Origin of the sequence: Nostoc sp. UHCC 0252, assembly GCF_034931145.1 — a bacterium.
Lineage (GTDB): Bacteria > Cyanobacteriota > Cyanobacteriia > Cyanobacteriales > Nostocaceae > Nostoc.
Map to the genome: position 1 here is coordinate 5,882 of NZ_JAYGHE010000028.1, position 18,527 is coordinate 24,408.

Here is an 18,527-nt window from a genome sequence, read left to right on the forward strand (position 1 = left end):
GCTTAAGTTGACACGTATGGGCAGTGCCGTGCCCCTACACCTTGCAATATAATCTTGTACCGCATCTGAATGGGAACCGCTATATCAATGACAAATAATTATTCTTACAGATTATAGATAAACAATGAATTTCTACTTTTGGTTTCAACGGCTTTTTTCCATCTTAATTCCTTGCATCAGTCTCACTCCAATTGCAGTATTTGCCCAATCGACACCCCCACCTGGAATCACAATTCCCCCTGAAGCTCCAGAAAAAGTGGAAGAAATTGTTCCTCAACCATCACCAAGTATTCCTCCCACCCCATCTGTACCAACTGTTCCTATACTCCCATCATCACAACAGGAAAATCTACCTGATACCACTTTTCCTAGCGGCGAAAGTTTTTTTGTCAAAAAAATCCAAGTCACAGGCTATTCTGTTTTAAAAGATGAAATCATTAAATTAAAACAGCCCTTAGAAAATACACACATCACATTTGAGCAATTATTGCAACTGCGATCGCAAATTACCAGACTCTATGTTGATAATGGCTATATTAGCAGTGGTGCATTTATTCCCAATAATCAAGATATTGCTAACGGTGTTGTGCAAATCCAAGTTGTAGAAGGCGAACTTGAAGGAATTTCCATTTTAGGATTACAAAGACTGCAACCTGCTTATGTGCGTTCTCGGATTGCACGGCTGGCAAATAAGCCTTTAAACCAAAAACGTCTCGAAGAAGCGTTGCAATTATTACAACTCGATCCTGTTATTGAACGAGTTAATGCCGAGTTAACCGCAGGTAGCACCCCAGGTAACAATATTTTACAGGTGACAATTACCGAATCGTCACCATTCCACGCCGGGGTAAACTTTGCCAATAACCAATCACCTAGCGTTGGTTCACAACAAGGAAGCGTTTTTATTGCTCACGATAACTTATTAGGATTTGGGGATAAATTTAGTGCTGAATATGCTACTAGTGAAGGTTTAGATATTTACAATATCAGTTATTCTATTCCTTTTAACCCCTTAGATGGAACTATTGGTATCCGCTATAGTAACAGTGCTAGCCGGATTATTGAAAGCCAATTTCGTGAGTTGAATATCCGTAGCGAAGCCGAAACCCTTTCTTTTAATATTCGTCAACCCCTAATCCATAAGCCAAACAACGAATTTGTTTTAGGTTTAGCATTCGATTTACGGCAGAGTCAAACTTTCATACTCAACGATCTCCCCTTTTCGTTCACTGAAGGGCCAGAAAATGGTAAATCAAGAGTTACGGTAATTCGCTTTTCTCAAGATTGGTTACAACGTAATGCTAACAGCGTTTTTGCGGCGCGATCGCAATTTAGTTTTGGCATCGATGCAATTGACGCAACCATTAACGATACTGGTACTGATGGGCGGTTTTTTTCCTGGGTGGGACAATTACAATGGGTGCAACGGCTATCTCCCCGCATTTTGATGTTAGCCAAAATTAATACTCAACTGACACCTGATTCTTTACTTTCGCTGGAAAAAATTAGCATTGGTGGAGTAGATACAGTACGCGGTTATCGTCAAAATCAACTTGTTGCTGACAACGGCGTAGTTGGAGGGGTGGAAGTTCGTATACCTCTGACATCGAATGCAGAAACTTTGCAGCTAACACCCTTTTTTGACATTGGCACAGCTTGGAACAATGGCGGTAGGAACATCGACCCGCAAACCATTGCTAGCCTGGGTTTAGGCTTAAATTGGCAACCTTTTAACGGTTTGGTATTGCGTGCAGATTATGGTATACCGTTTATGGGTATTAGCGATCGCGGTAGTTCACTACAAGATAATGGCTTTAATTTTTCGATTCGCTATCAACCGTTTTGATATCAAGGTTTGGGCTATTACCTGTAGCGACTCCCGTTTTCTTTGAACGGACTCCCATTTTCACATTTCTATATATGTCATTGCGGTCGAAACCTAATGTAGGCAAGCAATCTCAGAGTTTTAGGTGATTAAGTAGCGATCGCTGGTAATGATGCAATTACGTAAATTTAGATTAATGAGAACATTCTCGACTTAATAGGATCTGTCCATTATTCAGCCGATATAATCCTTGTGGTTCGATAATTGGATCGCTTTTTTTCCAAGGACGGGATGTATCAACACCTCTAACCTTTCCAGTTGTGTAGTAGGTAGAAACTAAAACCCCCGGACGCTTACTAGTCAAACCACCGGAACCTGTGATGGTGAAAGAGTTTTCTTGTCGCTTAGTACCGCGTGAAATGCAGCTATTGGCGATGAGTGCATTGGTATCAATAACTGGAGATAATTGGGTAAAGCTGTTTCGAATCGAACTAGTATCAGGCTCGTTAATAGTGATTACACCTGGAACGCCTTGTTCGGAACTAGCGGTAATATCACTTTTTTCGGTTGGCTTTTTTCGTGACTCGGTACCAAAAATACCTTGAGAATTGATTTCAACTTTGCCACCTGTCCCTGTAAAGGCATTGGCTGTGATGTCGCTGTTTTCTTCAGGGACGGCGATGATAAATTTTGAATTGATATTCATGTTACCACCATCGCCACCTGATTGGGCTGTGCCTGCGGTGGTCGAAATTTGGCTACCATGACGCAATATTAAGCGATCGCTAGCAGTTAAATTAATATTTCCACCATCACCAGAGTTGGTTATTGCTATAATCAGTCCTTGGTTATCAAGTGCCGTTAAGCCAGAACTAATATTAATATCTCCGGCTTTTCCTTGTCCCGCACTACTTGAACTAATTCCCCCGCGATTTAAAAATAAAAAATCTGTTGTCAGGTAAATATTACCTCCATTGCCTACAGCTGTTGGATTGACTGTACTAAAAACACCGCTAGCAAAACCTGTGGTGCTAATACCGTCAATAAAAATGCGATCGCGTGCATTAATGGTGATATTACCTCCATCGCCTCTAGCAAAAGTACTAGCATTAACAACTCCACCATTGGTTAAAGACAAAGAACCTGTTGTTAGGCTAATGTTGCCTCCTCTACCCTCAGCTTCACCTTCTAAGGTACTCAAAGCACCGCTTGATATTCCATTACCACCTACACCATCAATGCTAATAGCATCGCTAGCATTAACTATAATGTCACCTGCATTACCTTGACCTAAACTCGTAGCAACAAGTCGTCCGCCGTTGCTTAGTGTTAAGGAATTGCTTGTTATTTGGATATCCCCACCTTTGCCAACACCTCCATCGGACAAAAAACTATAAGCGCCACTAATACCATCAATAACCACAGCATCGCTGGTATCGATGTTTATATTTCCAGCATTCCGGTTTGCAGCCGTGATGATTGTACCGCCATTTGTTAACGTCAGCATTCCTCCTTTAACTTGGATATTTCCACCATTACCTTGATCGCTACCAAAAGCGGCAAGTATAGCACCATTTTTTATAAATAATTCTCTGGCGTTGATGCGGATATCCCCAGCATTACCTATGTTATCACTTAGCGCAGAACTGCTTACGTAAGTAGGTAAACCACTTTCCCCACGATCAAGAGTTACTGCATCGCGGGCGTTGATGGTGATATTGCCTCCATTTCCCCGTCCAGCCGTTTCTCCAGAAATGTATGCACCGTTGGTAATAAAAAGTGACCCTGTTGTAATTTCAATGTCACCTCCTTGACCTTCACCATTTAGTAAGGAAGTGAATAAAGCACTATTTACATTAATAATTTGGCCATCACCCAAAGTTACACCTTTGACGACACCATCAATTCTGACGGTATCACGAGCATTAATGGTGATATTTCCACCATTACCCCCCTTTCCTTTAAAAAGTGAAGAGGATATCGTAGCACCATTTGTTAAAAACAATGATCCTGTTTCAATTTGAATATTTCCGGCGTTGCCATTGTCTGCCTGCGTATCGGCTTTACTAGACAAACCATTACCGCCAATTCCATCAAAAGTAATATTATTGCCAATATCAAGAAAAATATTACCTCCATTTCCTTGTCCGCCGTTGAAAGCACTTATTTGTCCACCATCTTTCAGTAGTAAATTACTTGCAGTGATGCTAATATCACCACCATTACCTCTCGCGTTATTAGCCCCTTGACTTGACACTACACTGCCATCTTTTGCCCTGCCTCCAAAACCTGAAAATGTCACATCATCGCGGACATTAATAGTAATATCTCCTGCATTTCCAACTCCAGCAGTAAAGCTAGATATTTCAGCACCATTAGTAACAGAAAGCGATCCCGCCGTAACTTGAATGTTTCCTGCTTTCCCAACACCTCCAATGTTTAAATTGCTTTTAAAACCGCTAAATTCATCATAATCCAAGTTATTAAGGTAAAACTTACCCGCATCAATAAAAACACCATCTAGCTTGACATTATCAGAAGCTTCGATGGTAATATTTCCGGCATTACCTCGTCCTGATACATTTGTTGATAGTTGACCGCCGTTAGTTAACGAGAGGGAACCTGTTTTCAGGTAAATATTTCCTCCGTTACCTACCCCCTGTTTGGACACACCACTCTTAGCATCACTATTAGTATCAAAGACTATATTATCAAGGGCATTAATGCTGATACTCCCCGCATTTCCTTTACCAAAAATACTGCTACCAATAAAGGCTCCATTAGTAGCTTTTAGTGTACCTGTGGTGATTTCAATATTACCTGCGTTACCTTCAGAAACGGATTCTACATTATTAATAATCCCGCTAAAACTATTAGTGTTACCGTTACTACCATCTAACAAAATATTATTACGAGCATTAATGAGGATATTACCAGAATTACCCTTTCCGTTGGTACTACTTAGAATTTGTGAACCATCGTTTATCTCCAAAGAATTGGTATTAATAGTAACCTTTCCACCATTACCGATTGCACCCTCAACTACTTGGGAAGAAATTCCTGTACTTTCCCCTGGTCTTGAGTTACGAAAACTGATATCACCTTGAGCATTAATATTTACATTTCCGGCATTACCTTTTCCAAAGAGACTAGCATTGATTACTGCACCATCGCTTAACATCAATGTCCCAGTTGCAATATTGATATCACCAGCATTACCAAATGCTCTTTCTTGCACGATATTAGCGATGAAGCTGTTATCTATTAATGTTGTCCCTGTGGCATTAATAGTAATATCTCCGCCTTGACTATTTGGAGTACCTAAACCTGCGGCTATTCCTGCCCTTAATATACTTTCTTTTGCAAAATTGACATTTCGAGCCTGAATTTTAATATTCCCGCCATCTGCACCGCGAACATTAACTTCTGCGCCATTACTCAACAAAACATTGGCGCGTTCCACATTCTCAGGTATAACTAAACTCAGATTATCACCTGCAATATTCAATCCTACATTTCCCGGTGCAGCCAAACCTGCTAACTCAATATTTCCGCCATAAGCATGAATTCCACCACCATCAATATTGATATTTCCACCAACAAACAGCAAACTTTTACCATCAGCAACTTGCAAACCTGTAACATCTTGTCCAATGAGATTTGTCCCTGCGGGTGCTTGGGATTGATTGATAATTCCTCCATTTGCTTGGATTTGATTAAACAGCAATACTGAAGGATTAATAGTCAACAATGGCACAGCTTGGGGATTTGTGGCACTAAAAACCCCCCGATTGCCAAACTGTAAACCGTTTGCAGTTGTCGCCACAAAGGAACCTTGCACATTTAAACTTGCATTATTCCCAAACACAATGCCATTGGGATTTATCAAAAATAAATTCGGGCTAGAACTACCAAATGTGCCAAGTGTCCCCAAAATTTCTGAAGGGTTATTACCTGTCACTCGTGCCAAAATATTCTGAATATCTGCGCTAGGACTAAAAAAATACGCCCCACGTCCCTCGCTGATATTAAATTCTTGAAAGCTGTGAAACAGATTGATTTGGCGAGTTGCACCACCTGTTACTACTTCTATGGGTAGTCCTTGAAAGTTGTCTATAACTTGAGATGACTCAGCCCCAAGTGTGTTATCAGGTACGATATTGCTTTGCTGCGCCTGGGTTTTAGTAGTGAAGAGACTTACGCTTAAGCATTCCAGTAAGCCTACTAATCCGAACTGCAAACACTTGTGTAAACCGTATCTTCTGATCATTGGGCGCTATTTATATAGATTATTTGAGTATCTAATAAAATTGCACCTTTAGATAGATAATAAATAAAGGAGTATTTGTTAGGCAAGCTGTTTTTTGCAATCAAATAATCGCCTAATTGCATTCTCCGGTTTTTTGGAGTTCCCCTCAAACACGATTTTTAATGCAAAGTGCGATCGCATTTTATAGAGAGCGGCAAGAAATCCCATCCCCTTCTGAGTGAAAAACATAGCTCCCCTACTCCTTGGAGCAACTGCCACTTCTTTTTATTCCCCATTTATTTTTCGGGCAAAAATTGCATAAAGGCTGTCAATGCACTTTTGTGCATTTCCCAGGTGGAAAAACTGCATCCAAAGCAGCAGAAAAGGTTGCTGTGTTACATGGAGTTCTCAGATATTGTGTAAGTCATTGGGGACAGTAAAACTACTGAACGCCATTATTTCCTGGTTTTTAAGCTAAGTAATTACACAATTTCAGATTTTTACCAGTTAAGTGCATACATATTTTATAAGGATGTAGAAACGATGATTATCGTCATGAAATCCGGTTGTCCTCGACAAGAAATAGACTTATTACTCACAGAACTTTCACGCTGGAATGTTGTCCCAGAACTCTCTTTAGGTAAACACAAAGTAGCTATTGGTTTAATTGGTGATACGGCTGAAATCGACGTGCAGCAAGTACAAAATTTAAGCCCTTTTATTGAGCAAGTGCTGCGGATAAAGAAGCCATTCAAGCGGACTAGCTTAGAGTTTCGTAATGGTGAACCCAGTGAAGTAAAGGTGTTTACACCCTCTGAAACCATCACCTTTGGTCAAAACCATCCCGTAGTCGTAATTGCAGGCCCCTGTTCTGTAGAAAGCGAAGACATGATTGTAGAAACTGCACTGCGAGTCAAAGCAGCAGGTGCAAAGTTTCTCAGAGGAGGTGCTTACAAACCAAGAACTTCACCCTATGCTTTCCAGGGACATGGAGAAAGTGCCTTGGACTGGTTAGCAACAGCTAAATCTGTTTCGGGTTTGGGCATTATTACTGAAGTAATGGATGCGGCTGAATTGGACATAATTTCATCAGTTGCAGATATTTTGCAAATTGGCGCACGCAATATGCAAAACTTTTCCCTTTTGAAAAAAGTCGGTGCAACCAATAAACCTGTGTTCCTCAAACGTGGTTTGTCAGCCACTATTGAAGATTGGCTGATGTCAGCAGAGTATATTTTGGCAGCCGGAAATCCCAATGTGATTTTGTGTGAACGAGGCATTAGAACCTTTGACAGGGAATATACACGTAACACGTTAGATATATCTGCAATTCCGGTTTTGCGTAATTTAACTCACCTGCCAATTGCGATCGATCCCAGCCACGCTACTGGTAAATCGGAATTGGTGACATCAATGGCGCTGGCTTCAATTGCGGCTGGTTGTGATTCGCTAATGGTTGAGGTTCATCCCAACCCTCAAAAAGCCCTTTCAGATGGGCCTCAATCGCTCAACTTTCCTAACTTTGAGGAGTTTATGAAAGAAATCACTCCTCTGGGCAAATTCTTTGGTCGCTGGCAAGAACCAAGATACACAAACAGTAAAGTAACTCAGACTCAGACATCTTTAGCCAATTGGAAGATTGGAGTTCTTTAAAAATTGTTAACTCGTCAGCCAAGATTGAAAACTTTAGTCACAACAAACTCTAGAAAACATGAATACAGTTAGCTTAAATACAAACACTGCCCAGAAAACTGCCTTTTCTTTTGTCCCTAGTTCAGATGATGCTGTAGTTGTAGGCGATCGCAATCTCACTGTTGAAGAAGTAATTAGTGTAGCGCGTTATGGCAAACAGGTACGTTTAACTGACGATCTCGCAAAACTAGGTGGTATCCAAGCATCCTGCGATTTTATTCGCCACGCCGTTGAATCTGGTGAACCTATTTATGGGGTGACAACTGGTTTTGGTGGTATGGCCAATGTAGTAATTTCTCCTGAATCGGCGACTTTACTACAAAATAATTTGATGTGGTATCACAAAGTAGGCGCAGGTAAAAAAATACCTCTGGTTGATGTTCGGGCTGCCATGCTGCTACGGGTGAATTCCCACATTAGCGGTGCATCGGGGATTCGTTTAGAAATCATCAAGCGGATGCTGATATTTCTCAATGCTGGCGTTACACCTCATGTCTGCGAATTTGGTTCCATTGGTGCTAGTGGTGATTTAACACCCTTAGCATATATCACCGGAGCATTGATTGGTTTAAATTCCAGTTACACCGTTGACTTTAACGGTGAAGAAATAAATGCCCTAACAGCACTCAAAAAGCTGAATTTAGAACCATTGCACCTACTTCCTAAAGAAGGGTTAGCAATGATGAATGGTACTTCAGTCATGACAGGTATCGCCGCTAATTGCGTCTACGACACCAAAAATCTTTTAGGATTGTCAATGGCTGCCCACGCTTTGGCTATTCAAGGTTTAAATGGCACTAATCAATCATTTCACCCATTTATCCATAAACTCAAACCACATTCAGGACAAAGATGGGCTGCTGACCAAATGCTCAACCTGTTAGAAGGTTCACAGTTAGTCCGAGACGAGTTAAATGGCGATCACAACTATCGCGGCGAACATCCGATTCAAGATCGTTATTCACTGCGTTGTTTACCTCAATATATGGGGCCAATTGTCGATGGTTTTGATCAAATTCAAAAACAAATTGAGGTAGAAATTAACTCTGTAACTGACAACCCACTCATCGATGTAGAAAATCATGCAACTTATCATGGCGGGAATTTCTTAGGGCAGTATATTGGTGTAGGCATGGATCAATTGCGTTATTACATCGGGTTGTTAGCTAAACACTTGGATGTCCAAATAGCGTACTTGGTAGCACCAGAATTTAATAATGGGTTATCTCCATCTTTAGTTGGTAACACAAATCGAGTTGTAAACATGGGCTTGAAGGGATTGCAAATTACTGGCAACTCGATTATGCCTCTGTTAACCTTCTACGGAAATTCTATAGCCGATCGTTTTCCTACCCACGCGGAACAATATAACCAAAATATCAACAGCCAAGGTTTTGCTTCTGCAAATTTAGCACGTCAATCAGTAGAAATTTTCCAACAATATATAGCGATCGCTTTGATGTTTGGTGTGCAATCAGTTGATTTACGCACATACAAAAATTTGGAACATTATGATGCTCGTGCTACACTCTCGCCTGCAACTAGAGATTTATATCTAGCAATCCGCAATGTAGTTGGACAACCACCTTCTGCTGAACGACCCTACATTTGGGATGACAACGAACAAGCCTTAGACGAACATATTGCCAAAATTGCAAGTGATATTGCCAATGGTGGACAAATTGTGCAAGCAGTTAACAATCTTTTGTCGAGCTTAGAGGATGTTTGAAAAGTTCTCTGATTGCTAGCTAAAGGTTCTAGATCCTCTTCAAATCCCTGATATATTGGGGGGCTTTAAATCTGATTTCCCCCTTTTTAAGGGAGGATTAAAGGGGATCGATTAAACACTTTTCAAACAATCTTTAATATTTTGACGAAACAATGTAATACCAATTCCCAATTCCCAATTCGCATCAATCTATTACAAACAGTCATAATTTTTCTATTAAATTTGGGGAGAAAATACAATGGTTCAACAAAAAATATATCAAAGTGTACGGAAAAATCCTCCGGGGCCACGGGGTTTTCCAATTATTGGCTGCTTTCCACAAATGTCAACAAATCCATTGCAATTTCTTACTGGTGCAGCGCGTGAGTATGGTGGCGTTGTCCGTTTGGGGGCAATTGGGCCGCAACAACTTTACTTAATTGCTGATCCAGATTGTATTAAGTATGTGCTGCAAGAAAATCCTCAGAACTATACAAAAGGTGAAAATTTTAAGGATATCAAACTGGTAATTGGTGAAGGTTTGGTAATTAGCGAGGGTGATGCATGGCGTTCTCAGCGTCGCTTAATGCAACCATCTTTTCACCGTCAGCAAATTGCCGCGATGGTCGATGACATGACCCAGCTTACTGACCAAATGTTAGAACGTTGGCAAAAAAAAGCAGCCGGTGCAACTCTTGATGTCTCTGAGGAAATGCTGGTTCTGACACAGAAAATTCTCCTGAAGACGACTTTGAGTATGGAAGCTGATAGCGATACCACTGAATTAATACAGGCTTGGAATATTATCTACAAGTTCCTTAGCGATCGCTTGTGGGCTGTCATCAAGCCGCCGATTAACTTCCCTACGCCAAAAAATCGCCAGTTTACCCAAGCAATTAACACTCTTCGCACAGTTGCCAACAACATTATTCAGCAACGCAAACAAGGTAATCATACTGATCATCATGACATACTTTCAATGTTCATGAGTACCCAGGATGAATCTGGTAAGGGATTGAGCGATCAGCAATTACACGATCAGATAGTTGGACTTTTCTCGGCTGGATTTGAAACCTCAGCTGTAACACTTGGCTGGATTTGGTATTTGCTTTCCAAGTATCCCACTATAGAACGCCAATTACAGGCAGAACTGACTACGGTATTGGCTGGAAGAACCCCAACTTTTGAGGATTTACCGCAGCTTAAATATACCAAAATGGTTGTTCAAGAAGCCATGCGACTTTATCCGGGTGCTTGGGTTTATGCCCGCAACAACTTAGCTGACGATTGCATTGGCGGCTATGATATCCCAGCTAATTCCATGCTTTTGATCAGTCCTTTTGTTACACACCGCCTCCCTGAATTTTGGGACAATCCTGAAGGTTTTGATCCTGAGCGATTTACACCAGAACGGTCTGCCGATCGTCCACGTTATGCATACTTTCCTTTTGGCGGTGGTCAACGTCAGTGCTTAGGTGACATCTTTGCGTTAACAGAAATTCAGCTAATTGTGGCAATGGTATGTCAACGTTTCCGCCTCAATCTTCTGCCGGAACACCCAGTTGAATGCCAGCCTTTGCTAACTCTGCAAACCCAAAAAGGCATCATGATGACTTTGGAGCCACGAACTAAAGTTGATAATGTCAGTCAGTTAAATACTCAAAAGGCATTATTAACTCATTAATACCATCAATATGACTATCAAATTAGGCAAAGGTAATAAATTGAGTGAGCTTTTCTAACTATGAATATTGCCAATCATATCGAGCGTGGCGATCGATTATATCCTGAAAAGATTGCCCTGGTTTTTGAAGATAAATTATTTACCTACAAACAGCTTAATCAGCTAGTAAATCGTGTTGCTAACGGGTTACATGGATTGGGAATTGAAAAAGGCGATCGCGTCATTTTGTTTTTGCCCAACATTCCAGAATTTATCATTTGTTATCTTGGTATTCTCAAAATTGGTGCGGTTGTCGTCTCAGTTAACGTCATGCTCAAAAGCAATGAAGTTAGCTACATCTTCAATGATTGTACTGCTAAGGCAATAATTACCACGGAATCACTCGTTGAAAATGTACCAGAGGTAGATTTACCCGAACTAGAACATATTTTGATTGCAGAGGGTAGCGCCAGAAAGGGCATTTCTTTAGCGAAAGTTATGGAAAATGCTTCTCCCAATGCTTATGCGATTGAAATAGATCGTCATGCTCCTGCTAGCATCGTCTATACTTCAGGAACAACAGGTTTCCCTAAAGGAGCAACCCTTTCCCACGGCAACATAATTTCTAATATGTATTCCCAAAACCGTTGTTGTGGAATGCAACCAGATGATCGATTACTACTTTATTTACCACTATTTCATTGTTTTGGTCAAAATGCTATTCTTAACGCCGCATTAAATGTGTGTGCTACAATAATACTACAGCGACGTTTTGACCTTGAACAAGTACTTAACGCGATCGCAAATCATCAAGTAACAATGTTCTTTGGTGTACCAACAGTATTCATTAATCTGTTAAATAGCGATTTATCTAGTCACAACCTTAATAGCGTGCGTTATTACTTCTCAGCAGCCGCACCAATGCCAATTGAAGTTGCACAAACTTGGCAGGATAAGTATGGAATAGTCATCAATGAAGGATATGGTTTAACTGAAACATCACCATGTGCATCTTATAATCACGATTTGAAATACAAACTCGGTTCCATTGGCGCTCCCATCGAGAATGTAGAAATGAAGGTTATTGACACTAAGGGTAATCAGGTCGAGCTTGGTGAATTGGGTCAGATAGTAATTAAAGGCCCTAATGTGATGCTTGGTTATTGGAATCGCCCATTTGAAACTGCTGAAGTAATTAAAGATGGCTGGTTCCATACTGGCGACATTGGTCGGGTAGATGAAGACGGTTTTTTCTACATTGTTGACCGCTTGAAAGACATGATTAATATGTCTGGATTTAAGGTGTATCCAACTGAAGTAGAAAATGTAATTTATCAACACTCATCTGTTGCCGAGGTAGCTGTATATGGTGTGAATGATGATTATAAAGGTGAGATAGTTCACGCAAACATTATCTTGAAAGATGGTCACGTAATTAGCGAAGAACAAATTATCAAATTTTGCTCTGAAAGAATGGCAAAATACAAACTTCCTTGTAGCATTAAGTTTGTAGATTCTCTACCAAAAAACCCAACTGGGAAAGTACTGAAACGAGTTTTGAGACAGCAATCAAGTTCTAAAAGGATGTTATCAAATAAATCCTAGTTTAAGTTAAGTACTCAATCAATATGAAAGGAATAGGTAAAACTAGGTTGCCCTCCAATACAAAGTTTTTTTGGTTGCAAGGGGCGAGGTTTTCAACCTTTAACTTATTGCGGAATAAATCAACAAAGAGTAATCAAGATTGGCAATTATGAATATTAAATCTATCAACAAAACCACTAATTCCTCTCAAGCTTTGGGAACGAAAACTAACCTCTCACCTAATCAAATTTCCTTTGATTCAACTGGATCTTCTATTTTCTCGCCTGCATCGCTGAATGAAAAATCCTCAGAGTCAGAATTAACCCAGGCGACAGTTGCAGAGGCTTTAATCGAGATCCTAGAAAATTTGGGAGTTGAGTATGGATTCGGTGTTTCAGGAGGCGGTATTGGGCCATTATGGGCAACATTAAACCGTAGCAGCATTCAATTGCTTCACTTTCGCCATGAATCAGGAGCAGCCTTTGCTGCCACTGAAACTTATTTTGCCAGCGATCGCCCCGTCGTGGTATTCACTACTACAGGCCCTGGTATAACTAACGCTCTGACTGGGCTTTTCGCGGCACGAGGGGAGGGAGCAAAGGTAATTTTCTTGTCGGCTGCAACCTCAACTGCAAATCGCGGTCGGGGAGCTTGTCAAGAAACTAGCGCCCACACAATGCCCTTCTCAGGAATTTTTACTTCCGGGCCACTATTTAATTACGCAACTGTATTAGAGTCTGGGGATCAACTACCAGAAATTTCTCGCAGACTTGCCCAAGGTTTAGCCCAACCAGGCAGCTTTGTAGCCCATATCAGCGTTCCTACCCCAATCCAGACAACACCATTAAAAGCCCAGTTACCTCAGCAAGGCTTTTCGCAATCTGTACCAGCAGTTAGTGAAGAAGCGATCGCTGAATGTGTAAAGCTGTTATCTGAAGAATCCTTTGCCATCTGGGTTGGCTTTGGGGCGCGACACGCCGCAGAGGAAATCCGCCAGTTGGCACAAAAAACTGGGGCGGCGGTAATGACATCACCTCGCGCTAAAGGGATTTTTCCAGAACATCATCCCCAATTTATCGGTGTCACAGGCTTTAGTGGACATTTATCAGTCCTGACATATATGCAGGAGCAACGTCCGCAACGCATACTCGTGTTGGGAACGCGCCTTGGTGAACCCACTTCATTTTGGAGTCCCGTGATGATTCCCAGTAATGGATTCATTCATGTTGATATCGATCCGCAAGTTCCCGGAGTGGCTTATCCATCAGTAGATACCGTTGCTGTCCACTCAGAAATCAAAGCATTCCTCAAAGCGATATTAAAACACCTGCCAGATCGTCTGAATTGGTTTCCCAATTCCTCACTACCGCGTCCTGAAATCTACGCCAATGCTCCCCGCACCAATGGCTTAGTGCGCCCCGAAGTACTGATGGATGCAATTCAACGGCTAATTATTGAAGGCAGCGATGCCTCAATCTTAGCTGAAGCAGGTAACTCCTTTGCTTGGGCAACTCACTTGTTGCGATTTAAGCAACCAGGTCGTTACCGAATTAGTACTGGTTTTGGCTCTATGGGTCATGCTACTACCGGAGTAGTTGGTACAGCATTAGGGCGAAAAGGTAAAGCCGTTGCGATTGTTGGCGACGGAGCAATGCTGATGAACAACGAAGTCAGCACGGCAGTGAGATTTGAGGTTCCATCTGTCTGGATTATCCTCAACGATGGACGTTACAATATGTGCGCCCAAGGAATGGCATTGCAAGGGTTAAGTGGCGAGGTTCCCATAGATACAGAGATACCAAGTACTGATTTTGCTGCGATCGCTAGAGCTATGGGAGCCGATGGTATCTGTGTTCATACTGAATCTGACTTAGAAGCAGCGCTCCAAAAAGCACTTTTATCTACCGCTCCCTTTATTGTTGATGTGAAAATTGACCCAACGCGACCCGCACCAATTGGAGGCCGCATTCAAAGTTTGATTAAGCAAGGAGCTATAGAAGCCAAAGGTCATTAGTACCCAATACAGTTCAGTTAAGCATTTCTTCCTTCTCTTCCTTTGCGTCCTTTGCGTCCTTGGCGGTTCGTTAAAAAAAATTTATTTTGACAAAGCGTTAAGCCTTAACCCAAGCGTATTGCATTAGTACCAATTCCCTACAGCTTTTTATGAAAGCGATCGCAAGACCTTGGGAATGAGGGAGAGTGCCGTCACAATTCCAAATCCAAAAGACTATCAGTACTTTCCACTTTCATCGTGTAACACCAAAAACAAAATCAAAAGGATATTTGTCATGACAACATTAGAACCAGTAGGTATTCGTGCAGTCTCAGTTAACTTTCCTAGCATCATCCGTACAAACAATTACTACAGAGAAAATTTTCCCAAGATGGTTGCAGAGGCTGAACAAAAAACTCTAGCGAAACTATTTGTACCCGATCAAGCCACAGTCACCAGTGATGACGATATCTGGTCACAAGAGGTAACACCATATATGTCAGACCCCTTCCGTGGTACTGTGGAACGAAGGGTGTTAGCTCCCGATGAGACTTCACTTTCATTAGAATATCGCGCTGCGCTCGATGCTCTTGAAGCCGCAAAGCTATCTCCTGATGACATCGATCTCATGCTCGTTACTTCATTATTTCCAGAGCAAATCACACCTGGTAATGCTGCTTTTCTCGCTGGAAAACTGGGACTACAAGGTGCGGCATGGAATATAGAATCAACTTGCACTTCAGTATTAGTTTCGCTTCAGACAGCCTGTTCTTTAGTACAAACGGGACAGTATCGCAATGTCTTAGTGGTCGTTTCAACTACCTATTCGCGCTATACCGATGAGAATGATACTTTAGCATTTTTATCAGGCGACGGTGCTGGAGCCTTTGTAGTTGGTAAACTGAAAGCAAACCAAGGTATTCTTGGTACGAAAATTGCCAATACTGCTGCTACCTGCGGTGCTTTCTACAATGAATTCACCACCGATGAACATGGCAACGTCAAAATGTTCATCCGAGGCGGCAAGGGTGCAAGCAAAATGTTTAACGAGACAACGGTGAAGTTTATTCGTCTATGTTGCCACGGTGCGATCGCTGATGCTGGACTCACCTTAGATCAAATCAACTTTTTTGTCTTTAATACACCCAGTGCCTGGTATTCACGAGTTTGCACCCGCGCTCTTGGTATTGAACCAGAGCGTACAATCAACATCAATCCCCTATATGCCAATATTGGCCCAACCTTTCCCGTTGCGAATCTCTACCACGCCGCCCATGCAGGTAAAATTCGTGAAAACGATCTAGTTCTCGTCTATACAATGGGTTCGTCATCTAATGCTGGCGGCTGTGTGATGCGCTGGGGCGATGTCGCCCTAGGCCCTGCTCCTGCTCCATCAGTCAGCCTTTCTCAACAAGACAATAGAATTTTGGTTCGTCAATAGGATTATTGACTTTTATAGAGACGTGATTAATTGCGTCTCTACACTGCATACATCTAAACAGCAAAATACATACATTTTCAAAAGGAGTTTTTTGATGGAGATTACAGAGGCAATGGCACAAGTACTGACCAATTCTAACTCTGTGCTGAATGATCCAGCTTTTGTCCAGGCTTTTTTATCAGTAGCAGCATTTCCTCAAGATCCTGAGCTTGCATGGTATTTCAAGTTAGAAGAAACAATCAGGCATCTGGATGACATGCAAGCTTCTGACCATTTTGAACAGTTGCAACTGAATCCTGGCATGGCAGAAATGATTTCGCAACGCTATTTAGGGCCTCACTATAAATTAGAAGACCTCAATAAAGACTGCGCTCCAGGAACTCTAGGTTATGTCTACTATCATCACATGACTGAAAATGGTATTCCTGCTTATGACTATAGCGCTTATGATTCACCTGATGATTTAAGCTATATCAAAATACGCAAAATGCAGACTCACGATATCTGGCACGTCATAACCGGATATAACACAGAGATTTTGGGAGAATTAGCACTCCAGGGTTTTTGTCATGGTCAAGGGCCAACAGTCTATCAAACCTTATTGATGACAGCTTTGGTTCTGCACTTTGCAACCATTAACACCAAAAATCTAGGCTTGGCTCTAGAGGCGCTATTTGAAGGTTGGCAACGGGGTCGTGCTGCTCATCCCCTTTGGGCAGTGCGCTGGGAAGAAATGTGGCACAGACCTTTAGAAAGTATTCAGGTAGAGTATAATATACTCCCAGGTCAAGTTTTACAACGCGATCGCCTGCAAAACAATAAAATTTTCAGCCTGAAAGTATAGCTATAGCAATCTTAAATGATATATAAGAAAATGCTGAGGTAAAAATCCTTATTACACAAGCATTACAGCTTTTATTCATTCTCACGTATCATTTGGGACTGCTATATATTAGGACATAACTAAAATGGCTTTGTTGAATAAATTCTCAATTGCTTCTGCTGTCAGCATTGCAGCATCTTTAGCTTTAGGAACCCTTGGTACAGATCCAGCCCAAGCTGCCTTGTTGAAATTTAGTTTCGAGGGTGAGGGAGTAAACGGTTACTTTACTTACGATGACAGTGCCATAGGAAGCAGTCCGTTTACACCCAATGCTACAGCATATCCTGATGGGGGATATGATTATAAATTTGACTTTGGGGAGAAGGGGGTTTTTGAAGGAAGTGTTGGGAATCCGATTATTTTTTTAGCTCGTGCTGAAGATGGTATTCCAGATCCTGACAGTGACGATTTTATTTGGGAAGTACGTGCTTTTCAACGAGAACCAGCGTCTGAGTTTGCTTTCGTGAGCTATTTTCATTACCCAAAAGATACATTTGGTGGATCTACTGCTATACGGACAACAGTCCCAAGTACTGCAATTCTTGATGTTTATCCAAATGTAGACCCTTCTTCCTCAAGAGGCGACTTGTTGTATACAGGAACTGTCCGAACTCGGATTGAGAAGGTTCCTGAGCCTACATTCTTGCCTGCATTGTTAGGAGTCGGCGCTTGGTTTTTGTACCGTCGTCAGCGCCGACATATTATTACTGAGGAGAATTGATTATAGTAAACCAACTTAGTATATTTAAGTCTTTTTTTGGTAGTTTACTAAAGGTTAGTTTCAGAAACTAATTGGGCAGTCAATGTTTTTTAGAGGTAATAAAAATGGCTCTATTGAAGAAATTATCGTTTTCCGCTATTTCAAGTGCAGCAGCGTTACTTGCGTCAGTAACATTAAACATAAATACTGCTGAAGCTGCCCTGTTTAAATTTACTTTCGAGGCTGAGGGAGCAAATGGTTACTTTATCTATGATGATTCAGCTGAGAAGCTAGAACCTCTTGGATCTGACTTTCCCCTTGCTGAATATGATGGCTCAGTGGAACAATATTCTATTAATGTAGGGGATATTGTAGCCGAGGGAACAAAAGGATCGCAGCAAGATATAAAAGATGAGGCCAGAAATATTGTTTATCTTAGCCGTGCCGGTAATTTAGGCTACGATGGTGCCGTTGATGACTTTATTCTTTACATTCCTCCGGCTGCTCGCGGGGAGGAATACGGTTTGTCAATTCGCTTTAGTTACCCAGAGGGAACCTTTTCAGATTCTGTTGCCATCCGAACGAGCGTATCTGACACCGCTACACTCAAAGTTTACCCATACTGGGATTTCCCTAATACGACGGGAGACTATACATTTCAAGGAACTGTTAAAACAAAAATTGAACAGATTCCTGAACCTGCACCAGTGTCTGCATTACTGGGAGTGGGTGCTTGGTTTATTTTCCGTCGTCAGCGCCGACAACTATTATCTGCACAAGATTAGTTAA

General features: G+C 41.5%; 11 protein-coding genes. 10 read left to right on the forward strand and 1 reads right to left on the reverse strand.

Annotated elements, in window-relative coordinates; genetic code table 11:
- Positions 1-124 precede the first annotated feature (124 nt).
- Positions 125-1,846: a ShlB/FhaC/HecB family hemolysin secretion/activation protein gene (locus VB732_RS16980; RefSeq protein ID WP_323232037.1), complete on the forward strand. Its 1,722-nt coding sequence runs from the start codon at positions 125-127 to the stop codon at positions 1,844-1,846.
- A gap of 172 nt (positions 1,847-2,018) precedes the next feature.
- Here the strand turns inward: VB732_RS16980 and VB732_RS16985 are convergent, their stop codons facing one another.
- Positions 2,019-6,095 (reverse strand): filamentous hemagglutinin N-terminal domain-containing protein, encoded by a 4,077-nt coding sequence (locus VB732_RS16985; RefSeq protein WP_323232038.1) that lies wholly within the window; start codon positions 6,093-6,095, stop codon positions 2,019-2,021.
- A 522-nt stretch (positions 6,096-6,617) separates the two neighbouring features.
- Here VB732_RS16985 and aroF point away from each other — a divergent pair.
- From aroF to VB732_RS17030, 9 genes are all read left to right on the forward strand, one after another.
- The gene (aroF, locus tag VB732_RS16990; protein WP_323232039.1) at positions 6,618-7,727 is read left to right on the forward strand and encodes a 3-deoxy-7-phosphoheptulonate synthase; all 1,110 of its coding nucleotides are present in this window, start codon (positions 6,618-6,620) and stop codon (positions 7,725-7,727) included.
- A gap of 58 nt (positions 7,728-7,785) precedes the next feature.
- The gene (locus tag VB732_RS16995) at positions 7,786-9,495 is read left to right on the forward strand and encodes an aromatic amino acid ammonia-lyase (protein ID WP_323232040.1); all 1,710 of its coding nucleotides are present in this window, start codon (positions 7,786-7,788) and stop codon (positions 9,493-9,495) included.
- A 238-nt stretch (positions 9,496-9,733) separates the two neighbouring features.
- Positions 9,734-11,158 carry a cytochrome P450 gene (locus VB732_RS17000; protein WP_323232041.1) on the forward strand — a complete coding sequence of 475 codons (1,425 nt, stop codon included), beginning with the start codon at positions 9,734-9,736 and terminating at the stop codon, positions 11,156-11,158.
- A gap of 60 nt (positions 11,159-11,218) precedes the next feature.
- Positions 11,219-12,742 carry a long-chain fatty acid--CoA ligase gene (locus VB732_RS17005; RefSeq protein WP_323232042.1) on the forward strand — a complete coding sequence of 508 codons (1,524 nt, stop codon included), beginning with the start codon at positions 11,219-11,221 and terminating at the stop codon, positions 12,740-12,742.
- A gap of 148 nt (positions 12,743-12,890) precedes the next feature.
- Positions 12,891-14,735, forward strand: coding sequence for a ScyA-related TPP-binding enzyme (locus VB732_RS17010; RefSeq protein ID WP_323232043.1), 1,845 nt, complete (start codon positions 12,891-12,893; stop codon positions 14,733-14,735).
- 274 nt (positions 14,736-15,009) lie between these two features.
- Positions 15,010-16,155 (forward strand): 3-oxoacyl-ACP synthase III family protein, encoded by a 1,146-nt coding sequence (locus VB732_RS17015; RefSeq protein WP_323232044.1) that lies wholly within the window; start codon positions 15,010-15,012, stop codon positions 16,153-16,155.
- A gap of 94 nt (positions 16,156-16,249) precedes the next feature.
- A complete protein-coding gene (locus VB732_RS17020) occupies positions 16,250-16,999 on the forward strand; it encodes a Coq4 family protein (protein WP_323232045.1) in 750 nt (249 codons plus the stop codon).
- Between the two features lie 124 nt (positions 17,000-17,123).
- Positions 17,124-17,759: a PEP-CTERM sorting domain-containing protein gene (locus tag VB732_RS17025; RefSeq protein WP_323232046.1), complete on the forward strand. Its 636-nt coding sequence runs from the start codon at positions 17,124-17,126 to the stop codon at positions 17,757-17,759.
- Positions 17,760-17,863: 104 nt separating this feature from the next.
- Positions 17,864-18,523: a PEP-CTERM sorting domain-containing protein gene (locus VB732_RS17030; RefSeq protein WP_323232047.1), complete on the forward strand. Its 660-nt coding sequence runs from the start codon at positions 17,864-17,866 to the stop codon at positions 18,521-18,523.
- Positions 18,524-18,527: the final 4 nt, after the last annotated feature.